General features: G+C 34.0%; 10 protein-coding genes and 1 pseudogene. All 11 read left to right on the top strand.

The features are described 5' to 3' along the window. Positions 1-710 (top strand): pyruvate MFS transporter (locus tag HMPREF2658_RS02585; protein WP_141758279.1); only part of this gene is annotated, 710 nt, incomplete at its 5' end. Between the two features lie 195 nt (positions 711-905). After that, positions 906-1,109, top strand: coding sequence for a hypothetical protein (locus HMPREF2658_RS14830; protein WP_078098699.1), 204 nt, complete (start codon positions 906-908; stop codon positions 1,107-1,109). A gap of 512 nt (positions 1,110-1,621) precedes the next feature. Continuing rightward, positions 1,622-3,445: an FUSC family protein gene (locus HMPREF2658_RS02590; protein WP_070854189.1), complete on the top strand. Its 1,824-nt coding sequence runs from the start codon at positions 1,622-1,624 to the stop codon at positions 3,443-3,445. 138 nt (positions 3,446-3,583) lie between these two features. Beyond that, complete coding sequence (locus tag HMPREF2658_RS02595; protein ID WP_001117051.1) at positions 3,584-4,000, top strand: DUF2188 domain-containing protein; 417 nt, start codon at positions 3,584-3,586, stop codon at positions 3,998-4,000. 230 nt (positions 4,001-4,230) lie between these two features. Continuing rightward, positions 4,231-4,923, top strand: a complete 693-nt coding sequence (locus HMPREF2658_RS02600; protein WP_000289134.1) for a GTP pyrophosphokinase — start codon at positions 4,231-4,233, stop codon at positions 4,921-4,923. 164 nt (positions 4,924-5,087) lie between these two features. Then, positions 5,088-5,852, top strand: a complete 765-nt coding sequence (locus tag HMPREF2658_RS02605) for a MerR family transcriptional regulator (protein ID WP_000074010.1) — start codon at positions 5,088-5,090, stop codon at positions 5,850-5,852. A 153-nt stretch (positions 5,853-6,005) separates the two neighbouring features. Next, positions 6,006-6,686, top strand: a complete 681-nt coding sequence (locus tag HMPREF2658_RS02610; protein WP_031785529.1) for a GntR family transcriptional regulator — start codon at positions 6,006-6,008, stop codon at positions 6,684-6,686. A gap of 23 nt (positions 6,687-6,709) precedes the next feature. After that, positions 6,710-8,263 (top strand): gluconokinase, encoded by a 1,554-nt coding sequence (gene gntK / locus HMPREF2658_RS02615; protein ID WP_070854190.1) that lies wholly within the window; start codon positions 6,710-6,712, stop codon positions 8,261-8,263. A gap of 116 nt (positions 8,264-8,379) precedes the next feature. Continuing rightward, the gene (locus HMPREF2658_RS02620) at positions 8,380-9,738 is read left to right on the top strand and encodes a gluconate:H+ symporter (RefSeq protein WP_000481431.1); all 1,359 of its coding nucleotides are present in this window, start codon (positions 8,380-8,382) and stop codon (positions 9,736-9,738) included. A 382-nt stretch (positions 9,739-10,120) separates the two neighbouring features. Next, positions 10,121-10,223 (top strand): annotated as a pseudogene (locus HMPREF2658_RS02625) (hypothetical protein). Next, positions 10,207-12,943, top strand: a 2,737-nt coding sequence (gene fnbA, locus HMPREF2658_RS02630) for a fibronectin-binding protein FnbA (protein WP_070854191.1), incomplete at its 3' end; no start/stop codon positions are given. The pseudogene HMPREF2658_RS02625 and the gene fnbA, both read left to right, overlap by 17 nt.

Here is a 12,943-nt window from a genome sequence, read left to right on the forward strand (position 1 = left end):
ATAGAATTTGTCCAATTAAGTGTAGACGATTCAAACGTTTCATTATGGAAAATCGTGATATCGTAGCTACTGAAAAGTCATCACCACCATGGAATGATTTCTTTAAACGTTTTAGCTTCTATGCAATTGCAATTCAATACTTTGTTGTACAATTTATCATTACATTATTCTTAATTTGGTTACCGACGTATTTAACAGAAGTATTCCACGTTAACTTTAAAGAAATGAGCATTAGTTCATTACCTTGGTTATTAATGTTCTTCTTAATCTTATCAGCAGGTGCAATTTCTGACCGTGTATTAGGATTAGGTCGTTCAAAATTCGTAGCTAGAGGTGTCATTGCAATCGCAGGATTTATTGTATTTGCAGTTTCAATTATCTTTGCTGTACGTACAGGAAATTTATATGTAAGTATTTTCTGGTTATCACTAGGTCTTGGTGGTATCGGTATTTCAATGGGTATGAGTTGGGCTGCAGCAACTGACTTAGGACGTAACTTCTCTGGTACAGTATCAGGGTGGATGAACTTATGGGGTAATATAGGTGCATTAATCAGTCCGCTATTAGCAGGTCTATTCGTAGAACATTTAGGTTGGACAATGACATTCCAATTGTTAATCGTTCCAGCAGTAATCGCTGTGATTATGTGGTTCTATGTGAAACCAGATCAACCTTTAATTGTTAGTGATGATAAAGCAATAGAAAAATAATTTAAACATGCAATAAGCTTTCACATAGTTGGGGCTTATTGCTTTTTTTACGTCGAAATTGAAAAATTTTAAAACAGATATGGTTTAAGATGAACGGGAAGTTATTAAAATAATATATGTAGAAGAAATAAAGTTTTAAAACATTAGTCAGGTAACGCTTGTAAAAGTACATATAAATTTTAGGAGGTTATACATATGAAGGAAAACTTAGAGAAATATATTAGAATTTTGCCTCTTATAGGTCTAATTATAAGTATTTTTTTAATTATTTTATACTTCTTAATTTATCGAGTAGAAGGAAATTTTTGTGTAATCATTTTGTACTGCTTACTGCCATTATTTGTAAATACGTCACTATATATATTATACGTAATCATCTTTCGATATTTTAAGAAATGAACTGACATCGAATGTCATTTTAAATAACGAATATAGGAACTATTCAAGCTTATGAGGCAAATATGTTTTATAAACTTTCTTAAATTCACTATCGTTTGGATCTTGAACCTTAGGAATAATATGAAGTAAATAGACACTAAGTCTATGTGAATGTATTTCTAACCCTAAATGTATAATTCACTAAAATAATCTCAACATGTCACAAATAAATTTTAACTCGCTCAAAGTTGGGCGACCAATAGGTTCACCGATGTTAAATAACATTATAAAATAAATTTAATTGGACTTTAAAAGTTTTTAAATTTAGATAATTGAGCATAAGGTGTTATAATGACATATGTTGCACAAATAAAATTTATAGCAACATACTCAAATTAACTATGCTAATAAAATGATTATGGAAATATTTTGACGAGGAAGGGAGAAGTCGAAATGACATCTTTTTGACATCACTTATAAAAATTAATCGACTTAACTTAGACTTTTATAAAGGGATAAGACAAGGACTGTTAATGATTATTCCTGCAATCATCGGTTACTTATGTGGTAATTTCCAATTTGGATTATTAGTTGCAACCGGAACTCTAGCACATATCTACGTTTTTAAAGGTCCGTCGCGATCTAAGCTGCGAACTGTAATAATTTGTAATTTAGCGTTTGCAATATGCATGATACTTGGTACGCTAACAGCCACAACGCCGCTCGTTTTTGGAATGACATTATTAATTGTTACGGTTATACCATTTTATATATTTACCGCCTTGAAAATTGCTGGACCGTCATCGACATTCTTCATTGTGACATTCAGTTTACCCATTAACTTACCTATAGCACCTGAAGAAGCATTATATAGAGGCTTTGCGATTTTAGTAGGTGGTGTACTTGCCACTATGATGGTACTCATCACAATCTTATTGTCTAAAAACAAAGCTGAAGAACAAGCCATTCAAAACGATTTTAAACTCATATCTAAGTTATTGCATGCTTACAATGATAAATCTGCATTTTCACAAGTAGCAAAAACAGCGGTGGATAGTTTTAAAGCGTCGGATAAACTACTCATCACTTCTACTTCAAGTAACGATAAATTAAGTAGACGTTTCCAAAAATTATTATTATTACACACATCTGCCCAAGGGATTTATTCTGAACTGTTAGAGTTGAACGCTAAACAAATTAGACCATTGCCAGATGAGTTAATTGAAATGATGGATCATATCATTGCACAACTAGATAATAGTGATGAAAATGTAAGATATTGGCGAAAAGAAGTGACAGTATCAGAAGAATTTCAAAATTTATTCAACCATATCTTGAAAATTGACGAAATGGTGCATGCAAATGAAGCGCGTATTGCGTATGAAACAGACATGCGAAAACCTTTATATAGTAAGCGTATTTATCAAAATTTAACATTAGATTCAATCGTGTTTAGAAATACATTGAGGTATGCAGCGATTATGATGATAGCGATATTTATCGCGTTAATGTTCGATTTTGAAAAAGCATACTGGATACCTTTATCCGCACATACAGTATTATTAGGAACATCAACTATACATGCAATTGAGAGAGGTATGGCACGTGGATTAGGCACCATTTTAGGTGTGCTAGTACTTTCAGTTATATTGTTGTTTTCAATACCAACACCTGTTGCAGTAATTTTAATGGGCATTGCAGCATTATTTACTGAAGCGTTGGTGGGAGCAAATTATACAATTGCAGTAGTTTTTATTACAATCCAAGTTATTTTAATGAACGGATTAGCATCACAGAACTTAACAATTAACATTGCGTTTCCAAGAGTTATTGACGTTGCAATGGGGATTGTGATTGCAATCATAGGTTTATTTGTCCTTGGGCAACGTACCGCATCCGCATTGCTTCCTTATGTAATGGCTGAAGTTGTTCGTAAAGAAGCAACGCTCTTCCATTATTTATTTTCTGAAAACCAATATAAAGATGATGTATATCAAAAAAACACAGCTATGAACCTATCTGTGAAATTAAATAACATGACGCAAGTTTATAATGCAGCTAATGGTGAATTATTTAGTGATAAGACATTGATTCAAAATTATTATCCTAGCTTATTCGCATTAGAAGAAATTAGTTTTATGTTAAATAGAGCCATGGCTAATGAAGATAGACTTACAATAAATGAACAATTAATGGGCGAGTATTTAGCAACATTTGAAAACATCGCTAAGCATTTAGAATTAAATACAGAATTAGAAATAAAGATATTACCAGATTTACCACAGTATAATTATATTCAATCAGCAATGATGAATATTCAACACAATGGTTTTCGTGAGAGAGACAAGAACGTTTAAAATAAAATATTTATCAGGTCAGACTAACGTTTGTCTGAAGTTATTATGACGGGAGTCTAAAAAATTGTGTTTAATATGTTTCATTTTATAATTATGGTGGTATATAACATGAATTATAACATATTGGAGGTTAAGGAAATGCCCTTTACAATGAAAGGTTACCCCGAAAAATGGAAAGAATTTGAAGTAATTAAACGGCAAAAAGCGATAGAAATTGCGAATGCAATGTTAAAAGAAGGATATCTTGAAAAAGATGTTGTTCCTATTGCGGCGAAAAAAGCGAAAGATTGGTATCGAGCGTTATCGAAAGAAGAAATCAAAGCATTAGAAGAAGAGAACTTCGTACAATTCCATACAGCAACAATGGAAAAACCAGAGGTGGATAGTGAATATGCAACAACTGATAATGAAGAACATATTCAAGAACAATCAAATCAAGATAAATCGTACTTTGATAGCGAATCAATTGGCAACCAAAGTGGTGGCATTCGACAAAGAGAACCGCTTATGGATGGTCCGCATCCAAAAGTTGTGGAATCATTTAAAGACGTATAACATCTCTATCAATTAAGCACTTGTACCTATATAACGGTAACAGGTGTTTTTTTGCGTTAAATCATTTTAAAATTACTTCCTATAATTGAAGGTTTTGATACATAATTCGAATTGTTTGAGTTTCTTTGTGCTGTTTCAGTATCAGCCCAAAGTTCGATAGTGTATTAGTATTATCTTAATAAAATGTTAGGTACAATAAAGATGATTATATATCGGAGGTAAGTATAAAAATGTATGTAGATCGAAAACCATCACTATATTTAGAGGATTTGCGACATGATTTTAAAAATAGTTTAAGTAAATTTGAAAATGGTGATGAAGCATTTGATACGTTATTAGGTTTCGTAGAGTTAGATCATATTTATTCATCAGCACTAAAGGAAATAAGCACAAAACTGAGTATTTTAGATGACAATTTCAATCACATTTATAAACACAATCCTATACATCATATGGAGCGACGTGTGAAAGAAATGCGTAGTTTAATAGAAAAGCTTAATCGTAAAGGATTACAGATTAGCGCAGAAACTGCCAAAGAACACATACTGGATATTGCCGGAATTCGCGTAGTATGTAATTACTTAGATGATATTTATTTGATTGAAGAGATGTTGCTTAAACAAGAAGACGTACAATTGATAAAACGTAAAGATTATATTCAGCACCCTAAAGAAAATGGTTACCGCAGTTTACATATCGTTGTATCCATTCCAGTCTTTTTAGCAGAACGCGTTGAGGTATTGCCTGTTGAAATTCAAATTAGAACAATAGGTATGGATATGTGGGCAAGTTTAGAACATAAAATACGTTATAAAAACAAGGCAGAGACGGAAAAGTATCGAGATTTATTGAAAGAATGTGCGACAGAGATTACTGAAGTTGAAAATAAATTACAACAAATTCATTCTGAAATAACTGAGTAGACGTTTACTAGGAGTGTTGCTTAATTTGAGTGGTTTTGTAAATCAACATGGTACGAAATCATAAAAATAAGACGCCAAGTATAATAAATTTCTTTAAAATGTGGAAATTGTACTTGCTCGTGACGTCGGGTCATCAACTATGGTAATTATAGGAGGTGGAATCTATGTCTAACTATTCGACTGGAGAACTCGCAAAATTATGCAATGTGACAACACGAACGATTCAATATTATGATCGCAAAGGTATTTTGAAACCACAAGGATTTACAGAAGGAAAGCGTCGTGTGTATACAGAACAACAGCGACAAACATTAGAGTTAATCTTATTGCTTAAAGATTTAGGTTGTGCGTTAAGCGATATAGATATGTTGCTAAAAGGTGAAGGTACTTTGAAGACACTCAATACTTTACTAACTATGAAACAACAAGAAATTAACCAACAAGTCAAACAGCAACAAGCGGTATTAAACAAAATTAAAAATGTTCAATATTACGTAAATGAAGCGTCGACGTCTCCAATCACACACTTAAAAGACATAGAGCATGTCATGAGTAAATCAGCTGAAATGAAAAGTATTCGTCGTAACATTTGGATTAGTGCTGGTATTATAGGAATAATTCAATATTCTAGCATTATGAGTTCAATCTTGATGAAAAACAAATGGCCGTTCTTAATTGCTTTACCATTTATGATTGGGTATGGCATTGGTGTTACTTTTTATTACCAACAAAAGGTTGCCTATTTATGTCCTAACTGCCAGCATATATTCTCACCATCTTTGTGGGCAGTTATCAAAGCGAAACATACAGCGACAACACGTCGATTTGAATGTCCGAACTGTCATGAAACGCATTATTGCATTGAAGTACCTAAAGCGCATATGAGTACAGAACAACTAGAAGTACCCCGCACTAAAAATAACAATTAAATCATTCGTGTGATAGTGACCATTCCCTTTAGATTTACATCGAAAAGGGGTGGTCACTATTTTAGTACGCATAAAGAAAGCGCTTGCAAACACTTGAGAACTATATTAACATACTTGTATACAAGTATGTCGTGTAATGAAGGAGTGACTTTGATAATGTATGGATATCCAGAAAAATGGTTGGAAGGTATGACAACTGGAGAAGGAATCGCAGCAGAATTACGCTTAGGCATTGTGAATGGTCACATAGCTGAAGGTACGTTACTCACAGAAAATCAAATGGCAAAGCAATTTAATGTGAGTCGTTCGCCAATTCGAGATGCATTTAAATTATTGCAACAAAATCAACTCATCCAATTAGAAAGAATGGGTGCACATGTGTTGCTGTTTGGGGAACAAGAAAAGAAAGAAATGTACGATTTGCGACTGATGCTAGAGTCTTTTGCATTTTCAAGAGTTAAAAATCAAGAGCGACTACCTATCGTAAAAGAAATGAAGAAACAACTTGAAATGATGAAAGTGGCAGTAAAATTTGAGGATGCAGAATCATTTACGAAGCATGACTTTGAATTTCATGAAACATTAATCAAAGCATCTAATCATCAATATTTAAACTCATTTTGGAGTCATTTAAAACCAGTAATGATGGCACTCGTTTTAACATCCATGCGACAACGTATGCAACAAAACCCGCAAGATTTTGAACGCATACATCATAATCATCAAGTGTTTATTGATGCAGTGGAACAATACGACAGTCAAATTTTGAAAGAAGCGTTTCATTTAAATTTCGACGATGTTGGTAAAGATATTGAAGGATTTTGGTTGAATTAAAATGAAAGAAAGAAGGATTTGTCATGAAATATATGATTGGTGTCGACATTGGAACGACGAGTACCAAGTCAGTCTTATATGATGAAAATGGAACTTTCATCATGAAACATCAAATCGGCTATGATTTACACACACCAAACGTTGATGTCTCAGAAGAAAACCCAGATGAATTATTTGATGCGGTATTAATGACAATTAAATACATAATGAGGGAATCGAAAGTTAATCAAGATAATATTAAATTTGTGTCATTTAGTGCGCAAATGCATAGCTTGATTGCGATGGATCAGCAACATCAAAGATTAACAAATAATATTACTTGGGCAGATAACCGCGCTGCAAAATATGCAACAGTAATAAATGAAGTGCATGATGGCAATGCGATTTATCAGCGAACAGGTACGCCTATTCATCCTATGTCGCCATTAGCGAAGATTTTTTGGATGAAACATGAATGGCAAGATGTATTTCAACGTACTGCTAAGTTTGCAGATATTAAAACATACATTTTCTATCATTTGTTTGATAGATATATCATTGATTATTCAATGGCTTCCGCAACAGGGATGTTTAATTTAGAAACATTAGATTGGGATGTTGGGGCATTAGAATTGCTTGGTATTTCCGAGGAAATGTTGCCGGAATTAGTGCCAACAACGTATGTGATGAAAGGCATGAAAGAACGTTATGCAACATTAATGGGGCTTAATGAAGATACACCGTTTGTTATTGGTGCGAGTGATGGGGTCCTTTCTAATTTGGGTGTCAATAGTGTTGGTAAAGGAGAAGTTGCTGTCACAATCGGTACATCTGGGGCGATTCGTACTGTGATAGATAAACCACGTACTGATTATAAAGGTAGCATATTTTGTTATGTCTTAACAGAGGACCACTACGTCATTGGAGGCCCTGTAAATAATGGCGGTGTCGTATTGAGATGGTTGCGCGATGAGTTGTTAGCAAGCGAAGTCGAAACTGCGAAACGTCTCGGTGTTGATCCTTATGATGTTTTAACTCAAATTGCAAAGCGTGTAAAACCAGGTGCAGATGGTTTGATATTTCATCCATATTTAGCAGGAGAACGTGCACCGCTTTGGAACGCAAATGCAAGAGGTTCATTCTTCGGTTTAACTTTATCTCATAAAAAAGAACATATGATTCGCGCTGCATTAGAAGGTGTTCTTTACAATTTGTATACCGTCTATCTTGCGCTTATTGAAGTAATGAATGAAACACCTAAGATGATAAAAGCAACAGGTGGTTTTGCGAAAAGTGAAGTATGGCGTCAAATGATGTCAGATATATTTGACACAGAGTTAGTGGTTCCTGAAAGTTATGAAAGTTCATGCTTAGGTGCCTGCGTACTCGGACTTAAAGCTGTAGATGACATTGAAGATTTTTCAATCATTTCATCGATGGTCGGTGCCACAAACAATCATACGCCGATTAAAGAAAATGTCGCTGTTTATCAAGAGCTCGTATCCATTTTTATCAATTTAAGTCGTTCTTTAACAGAGAATTATGAACAAATTGCAGATTTTCAACGCCAACATATGGCTGAAAATAAAACACAATAAATACGTCACTCAAGCATCTTAGATAAAGTTGTTGTGCCATGACTACTATATATTATGTCGAATATGTGCGCGACGACGGTGTTACATTCTATTGAAAAGAGAAAGAGGGGAATGTCATGTTTAACGAAATATGGCCGTTAATCAGTGTTGTTTTAGGTATCGTTATTTTATTAGTATTAATTATTGGGTTTAAATTAAATACATTTATTTCATTAATTATCACATCGATGATTACAGCGTTAATGCTAGGTATACCATTGACTAAAATTATGGAGACGATTGAGAAAGGGATGGGCAGTACGCTCGGCCACATTGCACTGATATTCGGTTTAGGTGCCATACTTGGGAAATTACTTGCTGATGGTGGTGGTGCAACTCGAATTGCAGACACGTTGAATCAAAAATTTGGTCAAAAACATGTACAATGGGCAATGCTTGTTGCAGCATTTATCGTCGGGATTGCATTGTTCTTTGAAGTAGGTTTAGTCTTACTGATTCCATTAGTATTTACAGTAGCAAAACGCGCAAATGTTTCAGTGTTAAAACTAGGACTACCTATGGTAACAGCTTTATCAGTGACACATGGCTTTTTACCACCACATCCAGGACCGGTAGTCATCGCAAAAGAATTAAAGGCAAATGTTGGAGATGTATTACTATACGGTATGATCATTGCCATTCCAGTTACACTCATTGCAGGACCTATATTTAACAAAATTGCACAAAAAATGATTCCGTCTGCGTATACACGAGAAGGCGATATTTCAGCGTTAGGTGCACAAAAAGAATTTACGGATCAAGAGATGCCAGGATTTGGTATGAGTTTATTAACAGCAACATTACCAGTTATATTAATGTTAGTGTCTACGATAACGCAACTTGTAACTGGGCACGACAAACCTACAAATCTATTTGAATCTATCATTTATATGATAGGAACAGCAGGGACAGCCATGCTAATAGCAGTATTATTTGCAATCGTTACGATGGGATTAATGAGAAAACGTAAGATGAATCATATTATGGAATCAGTGACGAACGCGATTTATCCAATTGGTATGATGTTATTAATCATTGGCGGTGGCGGTACATTTAAACAAGTATTAATTGACGGTGGTGTTGGAAATACAATTGCTAAAATGTTTGAAGGTACAGAGATGTCGCCGATTTTGCTAGCGTGGATTGTTGCAGCTGTGCTACGTATCGCATTAGGTTCGGCTACAGTAGCTGCGATTTCAACTACAGGTATTGTCTTACCATTATTACAATCATCAGATGTAAATGTTGCATTAGTTGTACTTGCGATAGGTGCAGGTAGTGTGATTTTGTCTCATGTAAATGACGCAGGATTTTGGATGTTTAAAGAATATTTTGGTTTAACTGTAAAAGAAACATTCTTAACATGGTCATTATTAGAAACGATTATTTCCGTTTCGGGTATCATTTTCATTTTATTCATCAGCTTATTTGTTTAACTAAATATTAAGTAAACGTGTTTTTAGGTAATTACAATATATTGCCTTGAAACACGTTTATTTTTATGCAGAAAATCGTCTGAAACACTCAGAATCCGAACGATATAAAAATTATATTGGGCATTTTAGTGTAATGAAAGGCGTTTCAAGACATGTTTTTGTGCGTATTGTACAGGCGATAATTATGAAACGTTAAGTATATTGTTTTAAATTAGATAATGATGAATTTAATTTAAAAAATAAGTATAAAAAATACAAGCCTTGTGTGACAAGGGTTTCTGACGACTTGAATACAATTTATAGGTATATTTCAAATAATAAAATTATCAATTAACATAAAATTAATGACAATCTTAACTTTTCATTAACTCGCTTTTTTGTATTGCTTTTAAAAACCGAACAATATAGACTTGCATTTATTAAGTTTAAAAAAATTAATGAATTTTGCATTTAAAGGGAGATATTATAGTGAAAAACAATCTTAGGTACGGCATTAGAAAACATAAATTGGGAGCAGCATCAGTATTCTTAGGAACAATGATCGTTGTTGGGATGGGACAAGACAAAGAAGCTGCAGCATCAGAACAAAAGACAACTACAGTAGAAGAAAATGGGAATTCAACTACTGATAATAAAGTAAGCGAAACACAAACAACTACAACTAACGTTAATCATATAGAAGAAACTCAATCATATAACGCAACAGTAACAGAACAACCGTCAAACGCAACACAAGTAACAACTGAAGAAGCACCAAAAGCAGTACAAGCACCACAAACTGCACAACCAGCAAATGTAGAAAAAGTTAAAGAAGAGGTAGTTAAGGAAGAAGCGAAACCTCAAGTTAAGGAAACGACACAATCTCAAGACAATAGCGGAGATCAAAGACAAGTAGATTTAATACCTAAAAAGGCTACACAAAATCAAGTGGCAGAAACACAAGTTGAAGTGGCACAGCCAAGAACAGTATCAGAAAGTAAACCACGTGTGACAAGATCAGCAGATGTAGTGGAAGCTAAGGAAGGTATGGGCGTTTCAGAAGTCAAAGGTACAGATGTGACAAGTAAAGTTACAGTAGAAAGTGGTTCGATTGAGGCACCTCAAGGAAATAAAGTAGAGCCACATGCTGGTCAACGTGTCGTATTGAAATACAAATTGAAATTCGCAGATGGATTAAAAAGAGGAGATTATTTTGATTTTACATTATCAAATAATGTAAATACTTATGGGGTTTCAACAGCTAGAAAGGTACCAGAGATTAAAAATGGCTCAGTTGTAATGGCTACAGGTGAGATTTTAGGGAATGGTAACATAAGATATACATTTACTAACGAAATTGAACACAAGGTAGAGGTAACAGCTAATTTAGAAATCAACTTATTTATTGACCCTAAAACTGTACAAAGCAATGGAGAACAAAAGATTACTTCTAAATTAAATGGTGAAGAAACAGAAAAAACAATACCAGTTGTTTATAATCCAGGTGTTAGCAATAGTTATACAAATGTAAATGGATCAATTGAAACATTTAATAAAGAATCTAATAAATTTACACATATAGCTTATATTAAGCCAATGAATGGAAACCAGTCAAACACTGTATCAGTAACAGGGACGTTGACTGAAGGTAGTAATTTAGATGGTGGACAACCTACTGTTAAAGTATATGAATATCTAGGGAAAAAAGATGAATTGCCACAAAGTGTTTATGCAAATACATCAGATACTAACAAATTCAAAGATGTAACAAATGAAATGAATGGAAAATTGAGTGTGCAAGACAATGGTAGTTACTCATTGAATTTAGATAAGTTGGATAAAACGTATGTCATTCATTATACAGGTGAATATTTGCAAGGGTCAGATCAGGTTAATTTTAGAACTGAATTATATGGGTATCCAGAACGAGCATATAAATCTTACTATGTTTATGGGGGATATCGTTTAACTTGGGATAATGGTTTAGTTTTATATAGCAATAAAGCTGATGGCAATGGTAAAAATGGACAAATTATTCAAAATAATGATTTTGAATATAAAGAAGATACTGCAAAAGGAACTATGAGCGGGCAGTACGATGCCAAGCAAATTATTGAAACAGAAGAAAATCAAGACAATACACCGCTTGACATTGATTACCACACAGCTATAGATGGTGAAGGTGGTTATGTTGATGGATACATTGAAACAATAGAAGAAACGGATTCATCAGCTATTGATATCGATTACCATACTGCTGTGGATAGCGAAGCGGGTCACGTTGGAGGATACACTGAGTCCTCTGAGGAATCAAATCCAATTGACTTTGAAGAATCGACACATGAAAATTCAAAACATCATGCTAATGTTGTTGAATATGAAGAAGATACAAACCCAGGTGGTGGACAGGTTACTACTGAGTCTAACTTAGTTGAATTTGACGAAGAGTCTACAAAAGGTATTGTAACTGGCGCAGTGAGCGACCATACAACAGTTGAAGATACGAAAGAATATACAACTGAAAGTAATCTGATTGAACTAGTAGATGAACTACCTGAAGAACATGGTCAAGCACAAGGACCAATCGAGGAAATCACTGAAAACAATCATCATATTTCTCATTCTGGATTAGGTACTGAAAATGGTCACGGTAACTATGGCGTGATTGAAGAAATCGAAGAAAATAGTCATGTTGATATTAAGAGTGAATTAGGTTACGAAGGTGGCCAAAATATTGGCAATCAATCATTTGAAGAAGACACAGAAGAAGATAAGCCTAAATATGAACAAGGTGGCAATATCGTAGATATCGATTTCGATAGTGTACCTCAAATTCAAGGTCAAAATAAAGGTGATCAGTCATTCGAGGAAGATACAGAAAAAGACAAGCCTAAATATGAACAAGGTGGCAATATCGTAGATATCGACTTCGATAGCGTACCTCAAATTCAAGGTCAAAATATTGGCAATCAATCATTTGAAGAAGATACAGAAAAAGACAAACCTAAGTATGAACATGGCGGTAACATTATTGATATCGACTTCGACAGTGTGCCACATATACACGGATTCAATAAGCACACTGAAATTATTGAAGAAGATACAAATAAAGATAAACCAAGTTATCAATTTGGCGGACACAATGGCATTGACTTTGTAGAAGATACACTTCCAAAAGTAAGCGGTCAAAACGAAGGTCAACAAACGATTGAAGAAGATACAACGC

Source organism: Staphylococcus sp. HMSC062H10 (genome assembly GCF_001836945.1).
Taxonomy (GTDB): domain Bacteria; phylum Bacillota; class Bacilli; order Staphylococcales; family Staphylococcaceae; genus Staphylococcus; species Staphylococcus aureus.

Bases quoted from the DNA above. Each gene is read 5' to 3' on its own strand.
- HMPREF2658_RS14830 (WP_078098699.1), top strand. From the start codon at position 906: ATGAAGGAAAACTTAGAGAAATATATTAGAATTTTGCCTCTTATAGGT.
- HMPREF2658_RS02590 (WP_070854189.1), top strand. From the start codon at position 1,622: ATGATTATTCCTGCAATCATCGGTTACTTATGTGGTAATTTCCAATTT.
- HMPREF2658_RS02595 (WP_001117051.1), top strand. From the start codon at position 3,584: ATGCCCTTTACAATGAAAGGTTACCCCGAAAAATGGAAAGAATTTGAA.
- HMPREF2658_RS02600 (WP_000289134.1), top strand. From the start codon at position 4,231: ATGTATGTAGATCGAAAACCATCACTATATTTAGAGGATTTGCGACAT.
- HMPREF2658_RS02605 (WP_000074010.1), top strand. From the start codon at position 5,088: ATGTCTAACTATTCGACTGGAGAACTCGCAAAATTATGCAATGTGACA.
- gntK (WP_070854190.1), top strand. From the start codon at position 6,710: ATGAAATATATGATTGGTGTCGACATTGGAACGACGAGTACCAAGTCA.
- HMPREF2658_RS02620 (WP_000481431.1), top strand. From the start codon at position 8,380: ATGTTTAACGAAATATGGCCGTTAATCAGTGTTGTTTTAGGTATCGTT.